The sequence below is a fragment of the Umezakia ovalisporum Ak1311 genome (assembly GCF_029891685.1).
GTDB lineage: Bacteria > Cyanobacteriota > Cyanobacteriia > Cyanobacteriales > Nostocaceae > Umezakia > Umezakia ovalisporum.
This window is the reverse complement of sequence record NZ_JANQDJ010000003.1, coordinates 1-22937: the sequence shown is the minus strand read 5'-3', so window position 1 is coordinate 22937 and position 22937 is coordinate 1. Positions and strand designations below refer to the sequence as shown.

Here is a 22937-nt window from a genome sequence, read left to right as displayed (position 1 = left end):
GATGAGTTATTAGTTATGAGTTATTGGTTATGTACTAATTGTAGATACCTAATGATCAATGACTAATGAGTAGTAACATTTTAATTATTGGTGGCGGTGTAATTGGCTTGGCAATGGCCGTTGAATTGAAATTGCGCGGGGCTACGGTCACCGTGCTTTGTCGTGATTTTCAGGCTGCTGCTGCCCAGGCCGCCGCCGGGATGTTAGCGCCAGATGCGGAAAAGATCCCCAATCAAGCAATGCGTTCTTTGTGTAGGCGATCGCTGGCTTTATATCCAGATTGGACGCGTAAACTCGAGGATTTGACTGGTTTAAATAGTGGTTACTGGCCTTGTGGAATATTAGCACCGGTTTATGAAAAACAAGGGGATAAAGTAAATGCTTCCCCCACTTCTGAGTTCTCATACTGGTTAGATCAAGTGGCAATTCATCAATGTCAGCCAGGATTGGGGTCTAAAGTAGTTGGTGGTTGGTGGCATCCTGAAGACGCACAAGTTGATAATCGTGCTTTACTGAAACTACTGTGGACAGCAGCAGAGTCTCTTGGTGTTCAATTAAAAGACGAGGTGAAAGTAGAAGGATTTTTACAGCAACAGGGACAAATAGTTGGTGTACAAACTAAGACAGGATTAATTCGTGGTGACCATTATGTTTTAGCTACAGGTGCATGGTCGTCTGAATTATTACCATTACCTGTACGTCCTCGCAAAGGGCAAATGCTGAGTGTACTAGTACCGGAATTTATTTCAGAATTGCCCCTAACAAGGGTTTTGTTTGGAGATAATATTTACATCGTACCGAGGCGGAACGGTTCTATCATCATTGGGGCAACTAGCGAAGATGTTGGCTTTACGCCCAATAACACACCAGCTGGTATTCAAACCTTGCTCCAAGAAGCCATTCATCTATATCCCCAATTAGAGAATTATCCCATTGAGAAATTCTGGTGGGGATTTCGCCCCGCCACAGCCGATGGTTTACCCATTCTAGGCACTAGTCACTGTAAAAATTTAACCTTGGCTACAGGTCATTATCGTAATGGGATATTACTTGCGCCCATAACCGCAGTATTAATTGCGGATTTGATTTGGGAACACAAACTTGATCCCATATTGTCTCATTTTCAATATTCGCGCTTTCCTAGCCAATCATCTACCTCTAACTCGATGCTTACCCATTCGGTCAACTTCCCCCAGGGAAATCATTGTAAAAATTCATCACTTGTCATCAAAGAGCCGCTCAATCCCGTCACCACAGATTCACCACTGGTCATTGCCGGCAAAACTTTTCAATCCCGCTTGATGACAGGAACAGGCAAATATCGCAGCATTGAGGAGATGCAGCAAAGTATTGTTGCGAGTGGTTGTCAAATTGTTACCGTGGCAGTAAGACGGGTGCAAACTCAGGCTGTAGGACATGAGGGTTTAGCCGAAGCCTTGGATTGGACAAAAATCTGGATGTTACCCAATACTGCCGGATGTGAAACAGCAGAAGATGCCATTCGTGTGGCTCGTTTAGGGCGAGAAATGGCGAAACTATTGGGACAAGAAGATAACAATTTTGTGAAATTAGAGGTCATACCTGATCCTAAATATTTACTTCCTGATCCTATTGGCACGCTACAAGCCGCAGAACAGTTGGTTAAAGAAGGTTTTGCAGTTCTGCCCTACATCAATGCAGATCCCATGTTAGCTAAACGCCTAGAAGATGTTGGTTGTGCTACAGTCATGCCTTTAGCATCGCCCATTGGTTCGGGACAAGGGCTAAAAACAACCGCCAATATTCAAATTATCATTGAAAATGCCAGTATACCAGTAGTGGTAGATGCTGGAATTGGCGCACCATCAGAAGCGGCTCAGGCGATGGAATTGGGTGCAGATGCTTTATTAATTAATAGTGCCATCGCTCTATCCCAAGACCCCCCAGCTATGGCCCAAGCTATGAATTTAGCAGTACTGGCTGGTCGTTTGTCATATCTGGCTGGTAGAATGCCCCTGAAAACCTACGCTAGTGCCAGTTCACCTTTGACTGGAACAATTACTAATTAACCAATAGGGCAATCAATTTTGGATTTTGGATTGCAATTTTAGATCTGAAATCTAAAATTTCTACAATTGAAGAAAAGCAAGAAAGTTAGAATTGTTCAACAAAATAAGTAGGCAAAAATAAACTTAACTATGTAACAAAATGTGAAACTCCCAAGACCCTTGGGATTGTTGCGTTCCACCTTCTGCGGACATACATTGAAATTTCCACGCCGACTTAGCTAAGTTGGCTAGATGAATTAAGAATCCCACGTGCTTCTAGCCGTGGGACTGTCAATAAGGCTCAACATTTGGGGAGAAAACCACCTTTGGGTTATATATCGCAAAGGGTCTGTTGCAGTGGACTTGTTGAACTAAGAATTTTTGTGGCTCCAGTCTGGAGCGTCTGAAGTAAGATAAAACTAATAAAATCAAGGTAATAAGGAATTAATTCATGCCCTATACAAACGAAGAGGGAGGCCGTTTGAACAATTTTGCTAGCGAACCAAAGGTTTATCAAGCAGAACCTCCCACAAACAAGCAAAAGATCACCTATATTTTCTTAGGTCTTGTTGGCGCAGCTTTGGTTGCTGGTTCAATTTTCATTGCCTTCTCTGTTTCTAGTGTCGGTTAAACCGAATTTTTTAATAAGATTTAATATTTTAGTATTCCAGGTTCCCATGTAATAGGAGCCTTGTTTTTTTTATTTTTTGTTAGAATGTTATGGGAGGTTAAGTATAAATAGATACTGCCGACTTTACCAAAACTCAAACAATGAATGCATAGTCAGCAGATTAATTTCCTCTGTCTGCTGCTATGTATTCTGGGAAATTTACATAAACCATGTTTTGGCTCTTTAGCCGCCATGAGCGTGAATGATACTAAACAGACCAATAGTTTTACTTGGAATCGACAAGTATATCATCGTTTAAAACTTGCCCTCAGTCTTGGTTTAAGACGACAAGTTTTTTTAGCAGTTAGTGATAATTTACACTTAAGAAATCAAGTAGCTGCTCGGCTGCATTCTACTTTAGCTTATCCGGTCAGGCAAGTGCTATATAAACCTGTAAACGGTGATGAAACTAGCACTCCAGCTTATCCGCGACTGGTCACATTGAGGTTGAATTTAAGTGATCCCAATCCCATAGATCACATAAATAAATGGCTGGCTAATTATCCACCACCAATGGTTGCTGTATCCAAAGACACACCTGTAAAAAAGCTACCAATACCAATATTTCAAATTGTAGGTGTAGAACAGTTAACCAAGCAACCAGTAGCGATACAACGTTTATTTTTACACTATTTGCGCTTAAGTGAGCAATATTTTTCTCAACAAGAGTCTACCCAATTTCTAGAGTCCAGCCTGCTGTTATGGGTATCACGTCCTTGGTTGACTGCTATTCAGCAATCAGCACCACAGTTTTGGCGTTGGCGTACTGGTGTGTTTGTGTTTGCGGGAGACCCGACACCAACAATGCAAAATCAAGGTTATGCAGAACCTTCTTCGAGTTCTAGAAATTTCGATTTAGAAGATATTGAGCAATCTGCCCTTGATGAATCCATTATTGAAGCAGAACTAAAAGCCGCTTCTGTTAATGGCCTAAAATTTGGGGATGATTTTGACTTGTCGGTGCAATCATCAACCAATGATCCAGGTGAAGAGGAAAAAGCTTTTCCTGTAACTGCGGAACCATTGAAGACTGGAATCCAGGAACAGAAATCAACTGCTAGAACCAGGGAAGATAATAGCCCCTTGTCATCGTCGTTGTCTCATATTAGCAATGAGTTAACCGAGTTAGTTCTCAGCACGATTGACACGAAGATTGCTGACGATAGGGAGGAGCGTGAACAAACGCAGGAAATGCTTTTACAAATTGAAGCACTACACTCACAACAAGTTTCTGGAGAGGTGTTGGCAGCGGCTTATCATAACTTAGGCAACTTATATCGCCTACGCATTGAACAAGGAAAGTCTAGCCTAGAAAATTTGATGGTGGCAATTCTTGCCTATCAGGAGGCCATCACCCACGATGAAACATCACCTCAAGTACCAGATATTTTAAACGACTTGGGTACACTCTATTGGATGCTGTACCGCGCTTCTCATCAATCCGGGGATGGGAAGACTTATATAGAACAAGGAATTGAATTTTATCATTTGGCTTTAAAACTGATATCTTCTGAAGAACGGCCAGACACCTATGCACGGGTACAAAATAATTTAGGCACTGCTTATGGTGATTTGGCTCGTTTTGTTAACCCATCCGAAAATTGGCAGCAAGCTGTATTAGCTTACAATGAAGCACTGCGATATCGTAAAGCCGATATGGAACCATTAAAGTATGCTGCTTGCCAAAATAATTTAGGTACTGCCTACTGGCATTTGGGACAATACTATCAACCAGTGGAAAACTTAAAGCAAGCGATCGCATCATACAGTAAGGCCTTGGCTCACTACAGCCCTGACCAGGATCCCTTGAAATATGGCATGATTCAGAATAATATAGGTACTGCCTTCTGGAATCTGGCACAGTACGACGAGCAACCAGCAAAAAATTTGCAACTAGCGATTGATGTTTACTGCGAAGCTTTAAAATATCGTACTCCAGCTAATGTTCCTGGTGCTTGTGCTGCCACACAAAATAATTTGGCTACTGCGTACTGGCATTTAGCAAATTTATCTGCAACAACTCAAAATTCAAGGCAAAATTTATTACAATTGTCTATTAGTGCTTATGATGAAGCTATTACCTTGGCGCACTCTATGGGAGGTACATCTTTAAGTTTTGATTTATTTGCTGCTCACAATAATTTGGCATTAGCTCATTATCAGCTAGTAAGAGACCATTCTTTTTCTGGTGACAAAGCTGCCACTTCGCAACACCTAGAAGCAGCATTAAATAATCATTTACAAGCCTTAAATGGGTTTGGCCAACAGCCGGAGGCGTATCAAACAACATTTAATTATGTCGTAAAAATAATTCGTGCTTTCCATAGTGAATTAGGGATACAGGGACAGAATCTAGCTTTATCTAAAGTTCCCAGTCATTTATTACCGCAAATTTTACCTAAATTGTAAACTCAGACAATTTTTTCTGCTTTGTGTTGTTGGTATTTTTTGCATTTCGTTAGTGTATCATTTTGGATTCAAAATCACTTTTTGTCTGGGAGTTGAGGAAACGTATCCACAGCGGATATAGCCATTACCGTGGTAGTGAGGTACAAGGTTTTTTCGTTTTGGGAACAGGGAATAAATTGGTGTGTACTTCATTACAGTGGGAAAGGCTATATTATGAAACACAGAGAATGTGAAAAAATAACCCCGGTTTCTTCAAGCTACCGGGATTATCTCAGTGGCGATTAAATTGCTGGGACTAATGCCTTTAATGCGAACATCTTTTCCATTACATCTGCCACTACTTTATCTGGTGTAGAAGCACCAGAAGTAACTCCTACAATAATTTTGCCATTGGGTAGCCAGTTATTTGCCATGGCTAACTGCCCGTTTAGTTGACGATGTTCGATAGTATTTGCTGATTTAATTCTTTCTACAGAATCAATATGATAGGAAGGAATTCCTCTTTCGGCAGCAATTTGTTGTAATTGAGCTGTATTGGATGAATTAAATCCACCAATTACTAGTATTAAGTCCAGCTTTTCTTCTACTAATTCCAACATGGCATCTTGCCGTTCTTGAGTAGCATCACAGATGGTGTTAAAGCTTTGGAAATGCTGATTTAAATCAACGGTTCCATACTTCTGCATCATTGTCCGCTCAAACAGCTTGCCAATTTCCTCAGTTTCACCTTTGAGCATGGTGGTTTGGTTGGCAATACCAACTCTCTCTAAATCTTGATCAGGGTCAAATCCTGCTGAACAAGCTTTAGCAAACTTTTGCATAAATTCTTCGCCCTCGCCACCATTGAGAATATAGTCGGCAACATATTGGGCTTCTTGTAAATTCAGCACAATGAGATATTTACCTGCAAAGGAACTAGTGGCAATTGTTTCTTCGTGCTTATATTTACCGTGAATAATTGAGGTAAAAGCAACTTTTTTGTGCTTTTCTACGGTATTCCAAACTTTAGATACCCAAGGGCAAGTTGTATCGACAATTTTGCACCCTTGGTCATAGAGAACTTGCATTTCTTGAACGCTGGCTCCAAAAGCCGGTAGGATGACTACATCACCAGTTTCCACAACTGAAAAATCTTTTTTACCTGCTTCCACGGGGATAAATCCGATATTCATTTCCTGCATCCGTTGATTCACAGAGGGATTGTGAATAATTTCGTTAGTAATCCAGATGCGTTCAGTGGGGAAATGCTGACGGGTTTCATAAGCCATGGCTACAGCCCGTTCTACACCCCAACAAAAACCAAAGGCTTTGGCTAATCGGATTGTGACATCACCTTGTGTCAAAATGTAGTTCTGATGGCGAATTTGCTGAATTAAGCCACTTTTATATTCAGATTGTAACTGAGTGGTCACTTCTGCTTGATGACCAAATCCCTTACGATTGTAATTTTCTGAATGTTGGAGCGCTCGTTTAAAAGCTTTTGTATCCATTGTTTTTCTGATTTAAATCACTATTTCTCATTTTCGCGTGCTAGAACGCCATTAGGGATAAATTTTTTCTATTCGCTACTTTCTAAATTCATGTTGCTATACATTTTTGACACTCCCCAACCTAAAGGCGTGGGGATTCTTCATTCATAGACCCAACTCGCTCATGGAAGATTTTTGTAACATGAGTAGAGGTCAAATCTGCTGAACCGTTTGGATCTAATATCCAAGTTGCAGTAGACATCAGATTTTAAATTTCTAGCGCCAATATGTCACCCTGTTGTGATTAGAAAAAATATTGCATTAAAAAACCCGCCACTTCAACCAATGTCAAAGGTCTTATAGGCGGGGGTTGATCAGTAATCAAACACTATCAATATTTATCTTGGGACACTGAGGTGGAACTGTACCCTTCAGTAAATCCTCCAGAGCTAGTTTCTTTGAGGAATCCATTGTAGGCTTCCATACCGTGTTCGCTGATATCCAAACCTTCTAACTCCTCTTCTCTGGATACTCGGATACCTAAAGTAGCTTTGAGTAATAGCCAGAAGATACTGCTGAGAACAACTGTCATCCCCCCTACAGAGAGAACACCAATTAGTTGAATAAATAATTGTCTTAAGCCACCACCGGCAAATAAACCCGCAGAAGGACCGACACCATACCAGGAATAAACACCAGGGCCAACAGACCACAGACCAACTGCCAGAGTTCCCCAGATACCGGAAACTAAATGAACTGAGGTGGCGCCTACTGGGTCATCAATGCGAAGTTTGTCAAAGACTGTGACGGCGAAAACAACAATAACTCCACCAATGAAGCCGATGAGTAAAGAAGCAGTAATACTCACGTAAGCACAAGATGCTGTAATTGCTACCAGCCCGGCCAAAACGCCGTTGATAATCATGGATAAGTCTGGTTTACCTAAGTAAATCCAAGCTGTACCTGTAGCGGCAACTGCACCGGCAGCAGCGGCCATGTTGGTGGTCAAAGCTATATGAGCGATGGCGCTACCGTCAGCAGCCATTGTGGAACCTGGGTTAAAACCAAACCAGCCCAACCAGAGAATTAAACAGCCCAAGGTAGCGATACTCATATTGTGGCCAGGTAAAGCCACAACTTGGTCATCTTGATATTTGCCAATGCGTGGCCCTAGAAATGCGGCTCCCATTAAAGCTGCCCAACCACCTACCGAGTGAACGACGGTAGAACCAGCAAAATCCCAAAATCCCAATGAACTTAACCAACCACCACCCCAAATCCAATGTCCGGTGATGGGGTAGCCAATACCCACAATGAGGAGGCTGAAGATTAAGAAGTCAAAAAATTTAATCCTTTCGGCAACTGCACCGGAAACAATTGTTGCCGCAGTACCGGCAAAGGCTAATTGAAATAAAAATTTGGCGGCTAAAGGTACACCTGCCCAACTCAGAGAACTGAAAACACCTTTATAAGCATCGCTTGTTGCAGGACTATTATCTGCTCCTGATAGGAAAAACCCAGAGGTTCCTAACAAGTGATTGCCATCGCCAAACATGATCCCAAAACCAATTGCCCAAAAGGCAATACTCGCGAGAGCAAAGACAATCAAGTTTTTCGCAAGAACGTTGACGGCGTTTTTCTGGCGACAAAAGCCGGTTTCTAACATTCCAAAACCAGCATTCATAAAGAATACTAAAAAGGCGGCCACTGCTACCCAAAGGGTATCCAGAGCAATTTTTAGTTCTGCTGTTGTTGGCCCTGCATTTGGTGTTTGGGCAACTGCCACATAACCCCAGGCCAAAACAATCAAGGAAGCTAAGGGTAAGCAGGCTTGCCAACTGGGAGAAAGCCTCTTAATTGCTAAGTTAAGTCTCTTAAATTTTGTGGTAAATGATCTTCTTTTAGCGTAGTTTTTCGGAAATAATCGCCTATTTTTAATGGTGGATTTTTGTTGGTACATGAGTTTCAATGATCCTCTACAAATTGAATGGTACAAACATTAGGGCGCAACACATTAACCCCCAAAACTAAACCTTGGTTGACAAAGCATAAATTGTAAATAACCTAATTAGGAGTTTAAGAAACTATTGGTACACTTGTAAACATTTTTGATAATTTGATTAGGGGAAGAGCATATTCTTAACCCAAATACTTCAGCCTCCTTAGGTAAATTTTTAATCTCTGAATATGATGTTTCTAGATTCACAATTCCCACAACTAGCAACTGTGAGGTTAAATTAATACTGTATGTATACTACAAATTTAGTGTCTCTATTCCCACAAGGTTAGGGATGATGACAGTGGGCTTTTCCATTAACCTCCATTAACTCAGCCACAAATTTGACTGATTTTCTATTTAGTCAGCCTAAAATTCTGTAATTTTAGATACTTTTTTACTCAAAAAAATAACATTAGTAGCCCGGGCTAACTGCTACATTAAAGTAACTGGCTCAAATTTACTTGTATCTATTCAGGATGTAAAGTTAAACTAGTGCATGCTTAACAAATAAATGTGAGTTAGACGGTTAGAAAAAGGTAAAAGTCCTACTATGTATGGCTTTGCACAAACGGATGAATTGGTAAAACACAGCATTGTTCAGGTCTCTAACATCTAGCGGCGGAAACAGGGAACAGGACACAAGGGTTTGAGTGTGTACTGAGTCTTGTTCGAGAATCAAATGGATTGCCATGGGGGAACTTGAATGACTTTGTGTGGCAGTCAATATCACTTCTTTGATGGCAATATATTTAGTACTTTGATTATTAATGACCGGGGAGAATTGCTAGCATTCAAGCTAACTCTAACCACTTTTAATGAGCTTCAGCTAGTCCCCGATATGACTAAACACTTTATTTGCAAATAGTTTTGTCACGGAAAAAGACTTATGTCCTGTGCATCCTGCCGTTTTTTAATTCGTCGAACTTACGATGAAGCTTGACTTTGGGTTAGAACAGCCAAGGGATGTCTGATCCAGAAGTTAACATTGATACTTCTGTGTTTTATTTATATATAAAACCATACAGTAATATCTATCTAAATGTGAAGATAATATGAAATTATCTTATAGTTCATTGTTTCAGTTAAGAATAACTGATATATTACCTAGTAAATAAATAGACCCTACCTTTGTTCTTTAGATCAGGGTATGGATTCCGTATTCCGGCCTGGTGTTTTTACAGATTTTAGGCGCGGCCGTGCCGCACTCACTGTGGATCGTGTACCCATGAAGTCGTAAAATTTTTCACCTGTGGGCTTCAGCTTAACAGGAAGACTTTATTAGGTAAATAGGATGAATAACCTTGTAGTTGACCTCGTACTCTTCTAGCATAGGTAATTTTTTACCTTGTGTCTACCACGCAAACAAGCACACCATAAGCCATAATGACATGGCATTGTCCTATTCTAACCATGAAAAAATAAGTTTATGAGATGAAATCAGCAACTGATTGGTTGGGAATGGGGTTAGTTTAAATACTGGATACCGTGGTAGAAATATTATCCGAGGATTTACACTGGCATAATAGTAATAAGTATTGGATATTGGTCACAGTAACTTTAGAGGATAACATTTAGTTTCTAGTTACACATACAACCCAGTATAATGGTCTGTTTCCGTAGTTGTGTGAGGTGTTATGAAACGATTTAATTTGTTTGCTGCTACTTCCGTGTGCAGTTGTTGTTTGGGGTTTATGTGTGCGGATTTTGTCCTAGCAGGACCAGTTCCAGTGGGATCCCTTAGTGGAGTAACTCTACCGGGGAGGGCTACAGCCCCGGTGAATATAACCCCTGTCACTGTACCACAACAAACAGTATTTCCCGCTAATATCAATGCTCCTACTACTACCCCAGTGACGGTAGCTCCCAATGTCACCCCGACTACCCCAGTGACGGTAGCTCCCAATGTCACCCCGGCTACCCCAGTGACGGTAGCTCCCAATGTCACTCCGACTACCCCAGTGACGGTAGCTCCCAATGTCACTCCGGCTACCCCAGTGACGGTAGCTCCCAATGTCACTCCGGCTACCCCAGTGACGGTAGCTCCCAATGTCACTCCGGCTACCCCAGTGACGGTAGCTCCCAATGTCACTCCGACTACCCCAGTGACTCCAATTCAGGTAGGTGAAACTGCAGCTGCTCAAGTTGCAATTGGAAGAGGCGTTACAGTGACAGGGATATACAGAACCTTGTCAATTCCGGCGGCAACGGCTACAGTTAATGACCAAGTGAGCACGGTGGTGACATTGACATCAGTTAATGATAATCCGTCACAGTTTTTGCTGGAGGGCACATTTCGGCAAGTTACCAATACATCGGCATTTTTGGCACTAGCTACAGCAGCTGAGTTCAGCCTATCTCAAGTTCAGGTCGGTACTAGTATTGCTCTGACTGGTGCAGAATATACTCAGGTAGCAGCGCTAATTAACACCTTACCAGAACTGTTTGTATCCCTAGCAGAGCCGGAAAGTCGAGCTAAACAGTTCAACTTTTCCCGGCAGTTAATTACGAGCAGGGAGGATAAGAAGTTCCAGGCTGTACCTATATCGAATGTTGATCCCCAAATATTGAATAGAGCAATACTTGCATACAACGGAATTCTCGACTCTAGCGATGATGTTACGGTAATCGCCCTATCTAAAAACGCAGATTTTTTAGCTATTGGTGCCAGTCTAAGCGAAATGCGCGTTGCCATTAAAGGTCTTTGAGTGAAAAATAGATTTTTTCATGTATAATCTGTGGCAAAATAACCGTTGTTTAATGCTCAAAAATATGGTCAGTGTTTTCTTTGTTTTTGTTGTATTTAGTTTAGGAGCCTGGTCAGTATGTAATGTTTAATTTTGAGGGGTAATCTGGATGACATCAGGAATTATTCATCTCTCTCAGCACAAAGCCAAAAATATTGCTCAGGGATTCAAAGTCCGATTAGCAACATTTAAGTGTAATGCTCGATTCGCTAGATGCGATATTTTCGTCATTTTTGCCATAAGTTTAGGACTATTAATCGCTGATCACCTTTAGGGTGATTCCATGCTCCGAAGTTGATGCTTTTAGTAGCCAATTGAATGTACCAAGAAACACAAGGGTGCAGATAAATACCTTTATTACGGGACGATCACCCTTTTGAGGCTCACTGTTAATATCATTCAATCAATTGCTTACGTCTGTTAACCATTGTTAACTATTAGATAGGAGATTTACACCCACAATGGCAGTCACTAACCTGACCAACAACGTTAATTACACAACCATTGCCGATGCGATCGCCGCTGCTGCTGCAGGGGATACCATTCAGGTAACATCGGGTACTTACGCAGAATCTTTCACTATTGATAAGTCCATAACACTCATTGGACCAAATCAGGGCAGTGCCGCAACAGAGAATCCCAGGGCAAGTGAAGCCTGGATTAACGGTAAGGTGACAATAGCAGCCGATAACGTGATCATCGATGGTTTCAGACTGAACAATGCAAATGGTCCCCTAACTTGGCAAGGTAACCCCAATAACTTTGAACTAAAAAACAGCTACCTCACTGGCTACACAGCAGCTAATAGCCCTCGTTTTGGAGATGCCAATAACTACAACGGTCCAGCGGTAGTCACCGGATGGAATATCAGTGGTAACTACATTGGTGATATGACTGGTGTAGGTACTAGTGGTTCGTTGTATTTAGCAGGTCTGAATGATTCAGATATAAGTAACAACATTTTTTCCAATCCCCAAGCTGCCCACCTTTACCTGTCATCTCTTACCAATGTCAGAATAGAAAACAACACCTTCAACAACGGTGTTAATGAGGGTAATACTAATTATTCAGGTTACTGGTTTGAAATCAAAGGAACCAACGACGGGGTATTAATCAAAGGTAATAACGGCCAGGGTAACAGCGGTGGTATTCAGTTGTGGGGTGAAGAATCCAGCAACTTTGTATTTAACAACATCACCATCGAGGAAAACACCTTTGAGAACTTTGTTAATGCTGGTGGTGATCTACCCCTGGGAAGGTCAGGAACGACACCAGCCATCGTAGCTAGTGCCAGTGTAGAAAACGGACACTCCGGCAGTAACCTGATTATTAGGAATAATAACATCAGAAAAGACCTGGGAACACTGTTAGATAATACACCTCCAAGTAGAGACCTGCCCCACTTAATAGATATTCGTGGTGACTTTAACGGTGTGACCATTCAGGGTAATACTCTGGCATATACCGGAGCAATTACCAACTTCCCCTTGGCAACTGGGTTGTCACTCACTGGTAGCTTGCCAGGTGAGGTAAACGTCAGTAACAACCAATTCTTGGGAGAACAGGGCACTCCCAACAACGCTGCTTACTATGCTATTGACTTACAGCCGGTTTTCTTAAATGGGAATAACACCCGTAATCCTGATAAATACGGCAACTTTGCAGGTAACTTGAACATAATTGGTAACACCATCAGTGGTTGGCAAGTAGGTGTTGTGCTGCGGGATGCAGGACAAATTACAACGCCGGTTAACATTGCAGGAAACACCTTAACTAATAATTCATTTAACGTCTTTGACGGTGTTCCTCCTACCATCACAGCGGGTCAAACCTTTACCTACCAAGAAAACCAAGCTCAGGGTTTCTTGGTGGGAACAGTGGCAGCAGAGGATAACTTAAATAATACTGATAACGTCGGTATCAGAAATTATGCCATTGTCAGTGGAAATGAGAATGGATTTTTCAGCATCAATGAAAGTAGCGGAGAAATTTCCCTCACACCAGCAGGTGTGGCATCTGCTGCTAATGACTTTGAAAGGACTCCCAACAGTTTCACCCTGGGAATTACTGCCACGGATGCAGGCGAAGTTACATCCCCTCCTACAAATGTCACCATTACAGTTACAAATAACCCGACGGATACCATAGTAGCCACCCCTACCATCGACACCATTGCCGGTAATGATATAGTCAACTTTAGCGAAGCAGATGCAGGCTTTAACATTACAGGTACTGGTATACCTGGAGCTACAGTCGCACTAGTATTTGATAGCGGTCATGTGTTAGCAGGTGGCAACACGGTGACTGTAGGTGGTAATGGTACATGGTCAGTTAATGTAAACATTGATGATGTAGATGCTTTTGACCAGGGAACAGAGGTTATTACTGCCACCCAGAGGCTGAATGGCATTGACAGCCAACCCGTTACCAAACAATTCACAGTGGATACCCTTGAACCCACAGTCAGTATCACCAGCAATGCTCCTGACATTGCCACTGGTTCTGTCACCTACACTGTCACCTTCAGTGAAGGGGTCACGGGCTTTACCGACGGGGATATTACAGTCACCAATGGTACTAAGGGAACCTTTACCCAGGTCAGCCCTACCGCCTACACCTTAGTGGTCACCCCTAATGCTAACTTTGAAGGGGAACTGACAGTGGCTGTAGCAGAGGGAGCGGCCCAGGACGCTGCAGGTAACCCCAGCCTTGCAGTGCAGCCAGTTGTTCAAAGGGTGGATACTTTGATGCCGGCTGCTCCCACAATTGACCCCATTGCCACAGATAATAGAGTCAACATTGCCGAGGCAAGTGGTTTTGCAATTACTGGTACAGGGGAAGTTGGGGCACAAGTCACAGTCAGCTTTAGCACGGGTATTTTTGAAAAAACAGTACAGGTAGGTGGTGATGGCAAGTGGTCAGTACCTGTAACCGCCACAGATGTAACCGCCTTTGGTCAAGGGTCAAAAACCATCACTGCTACCCAAACAGATATAGCAGGGAATGTCAGCTCAACGGTGACTCAGTCCTTCACGGTGGATAGAGTTCGCCCCCTGACTCCAGTCATTAACGTAATTTCAGGAAATGATATTGTCAATGCCAATGAAGCCTCAGTGGGTTTTAGCATCACGGGTACAGGAGAAGCCGGGGCGACATTAACACTCAACTTCTCCAGCGGTGGCACATTGGCCAGTGGCAATACCTTAGTAGTACCAGCCAATGGTAATTGGTCAGTACCGATAACCGCCGCAGATGTAACCGCCTTTGGTCAAGGGGCAGAAATCATCACTGCTACCCAAACAGACCTAGCAGGGAATGTGAGCTCGTCTACAAGTCGATCCATTCAGGTAGATACGGTGGTTCCCTCCGTACCGGTAATTAATCCCATTGCGGGAGATGATATTGTCAACGCCAATGAAGCCTCAGGAGGTTTTAGAATCAGAGGTACGGGGGAAGCTGGAGCGATATTAAAACTCAGCTTCAGCAGCGGTGGTATTGCTGACAAGACGGTTGTTGTATCAGGCAATAATGGGTGGTCAATTGCCTTGACACCAGAGGAGATAGCAGTCTTTGGTGAGGGACAACAGGTGATTACTGCCACTCAAACTGATGCAGCAGGCAATACTAGCCCAGCAGCAACCCGTACCATTACTGTGGATACCGTACCACCCCTAGCGCCCACCATCGGTAACATTACCCCCGACAACATTGTTAACGCCACAGAGGCGCAAGCAGGCTTTAACATCACTGGTACTGGTGAAGTCGGGGCAACAGTGACATTAGAATTTGACAGTAATCGGGTTCTATTAAGTGATAATACCGCAGTTGTAGGTGCTGATGGCAACTGGTCAATTGCAGTGGCACAGGCAGATGTGATCGCCTTTGGTCAAGGGTTAGAAACCATCACTGCTACCCAAAGAGGTGGGGCTGGGAATGTTAGTCAGCAAGCAACCTTGCCTTTTACCGTTGATACTGTGGCTCCTGGAGGAATTACTATTGACGCCATCGCAGGAGACAACATCATCAATGCCGATGAAGCCGAAGCAGGTTTGACCATCACAGGTACAGGGGAGAACGGGGCAACAGTCACACTCAGTGTCGGTGCTGAGAGCAAAACCGCCTTAGTCACTAATGGTACTTGGTCAATTCCCGTGACAGAGGCAGAGATTACCGCATTGGGTCAGGGAAACATTCAGATTAGTGGTACTCAAACAGATGGGGCAGGCAATACTAGTCTAGTAGTTACCCGCACCATTACTTTGGCTACCCAGCCGCCGGGTGCTCCTGGAATTAACCAGATTGCCGGGGACAACATCGTTAATGTTGTTGAGTCACAAAGAGGCTTTAACATCACCGGTACTGGTCAGCCTGGTGGAATAGTCAACCTGACCTTGGATAGCGGCAGGGTTCTACAGGCTGGCAACACAGTGACTGTAGGTGCCGATGGTACATGGTCAATTCCCGTATTCACTGCCGATATAACCGCCCTTGGTCAGGGAGCGGAAACCATCACCGCTACCCAAACAGATGTCGCTGGTAATGTCAGTGAGTCCGCTAACCTGACATTCACCGTAGACACCCAGGTACTGATTACCGCAGCGGAATCACCTGGGGAAATCGTTACACGTCTCCAGGCAGCTTCTGTCCAGTCGGCTAGAGTAAATGCCGCTGGTATGACTGAAGCTCAGTTAGCCTCAGTGGTAGCAAATATTGCTAAGGTTCAGGATAACGGTATCACTGACATCAGCCTCAACAATGGTAATTCCCTGGGCACAATCAATGGACTGCTGTCAAGCAGAACTGTGGAAGCGGATACGGTTGCTATTAATGCATCTGGTATTGGCACCAACATCTTATCTGCCATTGCCACCAACATTAATAAGGTCAGCAGCCTCACCAACCTTTCCCTGAGCAATTCTGAGAACGACAACACCATAAGGATTTTGTTGGGCAGTGACGCTGTAGCTCTAAATTCTGTATTGGTGAATGCACAGGGGATGAACCAAGGGCAGCATAAGTCATTAGCTGACGCCATCGGCAAAATTTCTAACCTCACTAACCTCTCTTTAAGCGGATCTGACACTGCACCTATAATTGCCACCTTACTAAGCAGTGCTGCAGTTGCATCTGATTCTGTGGCTGTAGATGCCTCTGGTATGGGTGTCAAACGGCTAGAAGCGGTTGCCAACCAAGGGACTAAGGTGTCAACTCTCACCAATCTCAGGTTAACTGATGCAAATACTGCAAATGCAACGGTCATTACCAATTTGCTCAGTGCAGCAGATGATAGTTCTGTCTCGGTTATCACCCGAAACATGGCTACCGACAAACTGAGTGCCATTCAAAGTAACTTTGGGAAGATTTCCAGTGCTAATATTGGTGGGGGTCAGACTTTGACCTTGGCGGCGGATACTGTGAACAACGCTACTATCAACGGCAACGGTACTCTTGCTGTTACCGGAAATATCGGGGATAGTTTCTTTACCTTCAATGTGATTGGCACAAACAGTGTTGACTTTACAGATGCCACATTCTCAGCAGGATTAACTAGTCTCACACTGAGCGATACTTCAAAATTTATCCTCACCCCAGATCAAGCGAGTGCTTTGTCCATTAGCGGTACTGACAATGCCAACACCTTGACCATTGATGTCTCTGGTTTGGACTTTACAGGTGATCCCCCTACCGCTTCCCTCGCTGGACTCAACATCACAACCCTAGGAGGAAATGACACAGTAGGCTTCCGCTTTGGCCCAGGCTCTGACCAGCGTACAGTTATACTGTCAGGGTCAATCAACTTGGGGTCGGGGGTTAACACCCTGGAAGTTAGTAATGGTGAGATTGGATTGAGCAATTTGACCTTAACGAGTCAGCGCATACCAAAATTTGTAACTAATTCCACCCTCGTCTTCACAGCGTCACAATTTAAATCCATATTAGATACCGCATCAGAAGGTGATCAAGCCAGTTTAGCTGGTTCTGGAACTTTAAGGATCACTGGTACCCTGGCTGCGGGAGAACAGATTGACTTGAGAGCATTTGGTGAAAACTTCGTAGTCGGTGGGATCAACGCACCAACTATCGAATTCCCGGACTACAACTTGACTAATCTGGGAACTGATGCAGGCAGCGTTATCATCCTGCCAAACGAAGGCTCAACCGTAGTGGTGAAGGCTTTAGATAACCAAGGTCAACTTGTAGCGGTTCCAGGTTTTGACCAGGAGATTGTTCCACTAGCCCAGGTAACTGTCTTCACTGAACTCCAGTTAAGAGCCGCAGTAATTCAAGCAGATGTGGAGGAAGTTACCCTAGGAAATTCCATCACCTTGAGCGGTAACTTGGAACTGCGGGCAGATAATCTAACTCTGGTATATGGCACCAATACATTGATCTTGGAAACTGGTGCAACCCTTACCCTAACTGCAGCACAAGCCAGTGGAGCGGCCATCGCTGGACAAGGTACTGTAGTCCTGACTGGACCTGGTAATGAACTCACGGCAGATTTAAGTAATATTAACGTCTCTGAGGTGACATTGGCAGTTGACGGAGCCCTGAATGTGACAGCAGCAACTCTGGCTGGAACTCTCACCTTCGATGTCAATGCAACTGGCAATTTGACCTTAACAGCCGCTCAGGCTAGCGATCGCTCAATTACCAATGCTGGACAAGTAACGATTACTGGTTTAGGCAGCGATGAGGTTGACCTCGGCGGTATTACCGGCACTGGCATCGCCACTGCTAATTTAGCCCCAGGATCTGTGACCTTAGCAGGTGATACCAACCTTGGTAATGTCGCAGTTACAGTTGCAGACCAAACCCTAACCTTGAGTGCAGCCCAAGCTGGTGGTAAGAGCATCACAGGTACAGGTGCAGTGACAGTGACAGGTTTAACCGCTACCACGGACTTATCAGGTGTAGGTGCTGGGTTAAATGTCACAGCCACAGTGACAGCAGCAACGGATATTAGTGGTAACAATAACCTGGGTACGGTGGATAGTTTCCAGGTGGATGCTGGAACCCTAACCTTAACAGCAGCCCAAGCTGGTGGTAAGAGCATCACAGGTACGGGTGCAGTGACAGTGACAGGTTTAACCGCTACCACGGACTTGTCAGGTGTAGATGCTGGGTTAAATGTTACAGCTACGGTGACAGCAGTAACGGATATCAGTGCTAACAATAACCTGGGTACGGTAGATACCTTTGGGGTGGGAACCCAGAGCTTGACCTTAACAGCAGCCCAGGCCAGTGGTAAGAGCATCACAGGTACAGGTGCAGTGACAGTGACAGGTTTAACCGCTACCACGGACTTGTCAGGTGTAGGTGCTGGGTTAAATGTCACAGCCACGGTGACAGCAGCAACGGATATTAGTGGTAACAATAACCTGGTTACGGTAGATACTTTCCAGGTGGATGCTGGAACCCTAACCTTAACAGCAGCCCAAGCTGGTGGTAAGAGCATCACAGGTACAGGTGCATTGACAGTGACAGGTTTCACAGCCTCCACTGACCTCTCAGGTGTAGGTGCTGGTTTAAATAATGTCACGGTGATCGTCAAGACCGTGGAAGACTTGACTAACTTGGATATATCCGGGGTAGATGTCTTTGAGGTGGAACCTAGACAAACCCTGACCTTGACCGCAGCCCAAGCCAATGGTCGGACTATTACAGGAGACGGTACTGTCAGAATTGTGGAACTGGTGGACTTCCCCACTCCTAATCTCAGCCAGATCGCGGGCACTGTTACAGTTATTTTGGATGGAACAGCAATTAGCATTAATACCCCTGGTGATACCTTGATCAATGCTGGTGAATCTGCAGCAACTAGCATATCTGGTACTGCAATTGGGGCAGAAGGTCAGACAGTTACAGTTGTCTTTACCGATAGCAACAGTAACCAGGTGGAAGTCACTGGTACAGTAACTAGTGGTGCCTGGACTGTAACTCCTAACTTGAGTACTTTGGGCGAGGGAGTTATTAATGTTACGGCTGCAGCTGAAGATATAGCAGGTGTCCTACTATCAGCTGATGCACCAGCATTGTTGACCTTAGACTTCACCCCACCGGCAGCACCGATTATTAACCCGGTGACAGGGGATAACGCCATCAACGCCACAGAGGCTGCAGCTGGCTTTACCATCACAGGTACAGGGGAAGCGGAAGCGACAGTTACCGTTACCCTTGGCGGTACAAGTGTCGGGACGGTGGATGTTGAGGAAGGCGGTAACTGGTCTTTGGATATTGCCCCGGGTCAACTTGTGGAAGGGACTCTGGACTTGGTGGCTCGTCAAACCGACGCCGCTGGTAATATTGGACCGAACCAGTCTCAAGAACTGTTGGTTCGTACATCAGCGATCGCAGTTGCCATTACCAGCATCGGTAGTGCGGATAGCATCGTTAGTGGTGCAGCAGGGGACAACAGAGTGGTAGGTACTGCTCAACCAGGTAATGTCACCATCCTCTTAGGACAGCAAGTATTGGGTGCAGCCACGGTGGATGCAAATGGCAATTTCACATATAACCTCACAACAGTGAACTTACAGACCATTGGCCAGGGAGCAGGTAAAACCATCACCGCTTCCCAAACGGACGCGGCTGGTAATACCGGCACATCCCCAGCCTTTAGTTTTGCAGTGGATACCATAGCACCCACAGTCACCATTACCAACATCGGTAGTGCGGATAGCATCGTTAGTGGTGCAGCAGGGGACAACACAGTAGTAGGTAGGGCTGAGGCAGGTAGTGGTGATGTCACTATCAGGTTCGCAGGGACAGCACTGGGTACTGCGGTGGTGGATGCACAGGGTAACTTCACATACAACCTCACAACAGCAAACTTACAGACCATTGGCCAGGGAGCAGGTAAAACCATCACCGCTTCCCAAACAGACGCGGTGGCTAATACCGGCACATCCCCAGCCTTTAGTTTTGCAGTGGATACCATAGCACCCACAGTCACCATTACCAACAGTTTGGCATCAGGGGCGATCGCTAGTGGGGACGACATCACCTACACCTTCACCTTTAGTGAAGCGGTTACCAACTTTGCCACTGAGGATATTACAGTGACCAATGGTACTAAGGGAGCCTTCAACCCAGTCAGTAGCAACGTATATACTTTAGTGGTCACCCCACAGCCTAACTTTCAAGGTGATTTAACAGTTGGTGTAGCAGCAGCATCCGCCCAAGATACCGCAGGTAACCCCAGTCCAAGTGCACAAACAGTGGTGCCTGTGGATAGTATCATCGGTGGTGAAACCTTTAAAGTAACGAGTTTTGAGGAGAACGCCAGTGGCTTTGTCTTGACATTCAATAATGACCTTAATCTCGGTGTCCTTAACCTTTACAAAGGATTAGACCTAGACAATCCACTCGCACCAGTTACTGATTTACCAGACCTCCGTCTCACCGATGGTAACGGCAACATTATCAAGGGTTCCCTGATTTGGGACCAAGGCAATGCTGACACCCTCACCTTTGTCAAAACAGGTGATGTTCTAGCACCCGGTAGTTACACTCTCACCCTGGAGAGCCGTAATGATGGTTTTGTTAGCACGAATGGACGTTTACTTGATGGTGATGCCAATAATGTCTCTGGTGGTAATTACGTTCAGAACTTTACCGTCAATAGCTCTACAGCACCAGTCCTTACCTTACCTGACTTTAGCCGTGCTCCCGGTCAAGAGGTAAACATACGTGGGGGTGGTCAATTCAATCCTCTACCCATCCGCATCAGCAATCCCGGTGGTGTGCAGAACATTAGCTTTACCTTGCAATATGACCCAGACCTACTGGACATTAAGGAAGCAAGTGTAGCAGCCGATGGTTGGAGTTTCACCTCTAGCCCCGACATCGATCCTTTAACAGGACGAGCTCAGTTTGCTCTCACAGGATCTACCCTCAATGCTAGTACCGACTTAATCACCTTGAATGCTGAGGTTAAAGACACCGCAACCTACGGTGCTCAAGGTTTACTGCAAATACTTCCCGGTGCAGGCTTAGTAGGAGACAGTGCGGTACAGTTGGTGGCATTAGTGGGAGACACCGTTAAACAACAAGGCTATGTTGGTGTGGGGAGTGCAAGTGCGGGCTTAATTTCTCGGGTCAACGTAGGATTTGATACAGGATTTAGAGCTTTCCCTGTGACTGATCCTCTGATTATAGGAGACGCTACAGGGAACGGAGGTTTAGATGCTGGTGATGCGACGGTGTTGCGCCTAGCATCCGTGGGACAGCCTAGCTCCTTCCTCCCACCATTGGTTTAATGGGGGTATTTAAAGATTGAGATGAGGCGGTTTTACCGCCTCTATTTGGTTTAAATTACCTATGACTGACGCTATGTAAATCAGATTGTATTTACCATGAGTAAACACATTCAGGCTCTGGTCAACGAGGCATATTTTGACAAAATATATATCCTTTTGATATTCCTCAGGTAATTTAAACCAATTTATTACCACCTTGCTCAATGCTCAATCTAACAAGTAGATGTATCCCTAGAAATTTTGATAAAATTTCTCTGTTTTATAAAGTAGTAAATACGTCTTGGTAATTCACAAGTCCTCTACTATCTTTAAGTCCATCTTTGATCAATCGTCCTGAGTATTTTAGGAGAAGGTATATGCAAAATATTTTTATCCCAGCTGACCTAACAGTTAAAGTAGGGGAAAGAATCCAAGTACCGATTAATATCGATGACGCTACGGGAGCATTCGCATTTAACTTTACAATTACTTACGACAATAATTTAGTTGATTTCATAAGTGTTGAGGAAGGTGATTTAATAAAAGATTTAAAAGATTTAAAGGAATGGGCTTTGACAAGGCCGCTAAATCCTCCGTCTGACAGAATTCCAGTAGGTCTTGATACGGCTACACCACTACCACAAAATAGTTCAGGTAGCATTGCCATCTTCACCTTTGAGGTAAAAGAAACCGCTTCACCGGGAAATACAAACTTCAGTTTAGTTAATCCAATATTTAATATCCGATCATTACCTGGTTCCACTGTACCAGTAACTATTACTTCCTTATTCTCTATTGCCATTGCAGATAATTTAACCAGTAACCCAGGGGAAACAATCACAGTACCTGTAACCCTCAATGGTGCTACTGGAGTTGACTCTATCAACTTTACAATCAACTACAACAGCGCCATTACTTTAACCCAGGTCAACCGTGGGAACTTACCACAAGGTTTAACCTTAACAAGTAATATTCAGCCAAACAGTGTTAGGGTGGATATCTCTGGAACCTCAGCCATTACCACAGATAGCATCACCATAGCTGAATTAACTTTCCAGGTACCACCAGGGACTCTAGCACAAGAGATTAACTTAGACCTGGTGGAAGGAAGAGTTGGCAAAATAGCATTAGGTCAAGACACTGTTCCGGCACAATTAATAGATGGGCGCTTGAATATTGTAGATGACACACTGCCCTTAATCAACATTGCCCCCGCCAATGTCACACAGTCAGAAGGTAACGAAGGACTTACACCCTTCACCTTCACAGTTACCCGCACAGGGAACACCACGGGTACAAGTGGTGCTAATTGGTCTGTCATAGGTACAGGAAATACCCCCGCTAACGCCGCAGACTTTGGGGGAACCCTCCCATCAGG

At 44.3% G+C, this 22937-nt stretch carries 9 protein-coding genes; 7 read left to right on the top strand and 2 right to left on the bottom strand.

Annotation, left to right across the window (positions count from 1 at the left end; translation table 11 throughout):
• The first annotated feature begins 65 nt into the window (after positions 1-65).
• From thiO to NWP25_RS00160, 3 genes are all read left to right on the top strand, one after another.
• A complete protein-coding gene (thiO, locus tag NWP25_RS00170) occupies positions 66-2048 on the top strand; it encodes a glycine oxidase ThiO (protein ID WP_280650786.1) in 1983 nt (660 codons plus the stop codon).
• Positions 2049-2478: 430 nt separating this feature from the next.
• Positions 2479-2658 (top strand): photosystem II assembly protein Psb34, encoded by a 180-nt coding sequence (gene psb34, locus NWP25_RS00165; protein WP_280650787.1) that lies wholly within the window; start codon positions 2479-2481, stop codon positions 2656-2658.
• A 231-nt stretch (positions 2659-2889) separates the two neighbouring features.
• Positions 2890-5106 (top strand): tetratricopeptide repeat protein, encoded by a 2217-nt coding sequence (locus NWP25_RS00160; RefSeq protein WP_280698619.1) that lies wholly within the window; start codon positions 2890-2892, stop codon positions 5104-5106.
• 281 nt (positions 5107-5387) lie between these two features.
• On the opposite strand, the gene NWP25_RS00155 is transcribed toward NWP25_RS00160, so the two are convergent.
• Positions 5388-6596, bottom strand: a complete 1209-nt coding sequence (locus tag NWP25_RS00155; RefSeq protein WP_280650789.1) for a 4-hydroxy-3-methylbut-2-enyl diphosphate reductase — start codon at positions 6594-6596, stop codon at positions 5388-5390.
• A gap of 370 nt (positions 6597-6966) precedes the next feature.
• Positions 6967-8535 carry an ammonium transporter gene (locus NWP25_RS00150; protein ID WP_280698617.1) on the bottom strand — a complete coding sequence of 523 codons (1569 nt, stop codon included), beginning with the start codon at positions 8533-8535 and terminating at the stop codon, positions 6967-6969.
• Between the two features lie 1673 nt (positions 8536-10208).
• Between NWP25_RS00150 and NWP25_RS00145 the strand changes: the two genes are divergently transcribed.
• From NWP25_RS00145 to NWP25_RS00130, 4 genes are all read left to right on the top strand, one after another.
• A complete protein-coding gene (locus tag NWP25_RS00145; RefSeq protein WP_280698616.1) occupies positions 10209-11279 on the top strand; it encodes a hypothetical protein in 1071 nt (356 codons plus the stop codon).
• Between the two features lie 148 nt (positions 11280-11427).
• Positions 11428-11592 (top strand): hypothetical protein, encoded by a 165-nt coding sequence (locus tag NWP25_RS00140; RefSeq protein ID WP_280698614.1) that lies wholly within the window; start codon positions 11428-11430, stop codon positions 11590-11592.
• Positions 11593-11779: 187 nt separating this feature from the next.
• Complete coding sequence (locus NWP25_RS00135) at positions 11780-21580, top strand: Ig-like domain-containing protein (protein ID WP_280698612.1); 9801 nt, start codon at positions 11780-11782, stop codon at positions 21578-21580.
• Positions 21581-21936: 356 nt separating this feature from the next.
• On the top strand, positions 21937-22937 hold a 1001-nt coding region (locus NWP25_RS00130), incomplete at its 3' end, for a cohesin domain-containing protein (RefSeq protein ID WP_280698611.1).

Excerpts from the sequence above, each read along its gene's own strand:
- thiO (WP_280650786.1), top strand. The coding sequence starts at position 66 with ATGAGTAGTAACATTTTAATTATTGGTGGCGGTGTAATTGGCTTGGCA.
- NWP25_RS00135 (WP_280698612.1), top strand. The coding sequence starts at position 11,780 with ATGGCAGTCACTAACCTGACCAACAACGTTAATTACACAACCATTGCC.
- NWP25_RS00150 (WP_280698617.1), bottom strand. The coding sequence starts at position 8,535 with ATGTACCAACAAAAATCCACCATTAAAAATAGGCGATTATTTCCGAAA.
- psb34 (WP_280650787.1), top strand. The coding sequence starts at position 2,479 with ATGCCCTATACAAACGAAGAGGGAGGCCGTTTGAACAATTTTGCTAGC.
- NWP25_RS00155 (WP_280650789.1), bottom strand. The coding sequence starts at position 6,596 with ATGGATACAAAAGCTTTTAAACGAGCGCTCCAACATTCAGAAAATTAC.
- NWP25_RS00160 (WP_280698619.1), top strand. The coding sequence starts at position 2,890 with ATGAGCGTGAATGATACTAAACAGACCAATAGTTTTACTTGGAATCGA.
- NWP25_RS00140 (WP_280698614.1), top strand. The coding sequence starts at position 11,428 with ATGACATCAGGAATTATTCATCTCTCTCAGCACAAAGCCAAAAATATT.
- NWP25_RS00145 (WP_280698616.1), top strand. The coding sequence starts at position 10,209 with ATGAAACGATTTAATTTGTTTGCTGCTACTTCCGTGTGCAGTTGTTGT.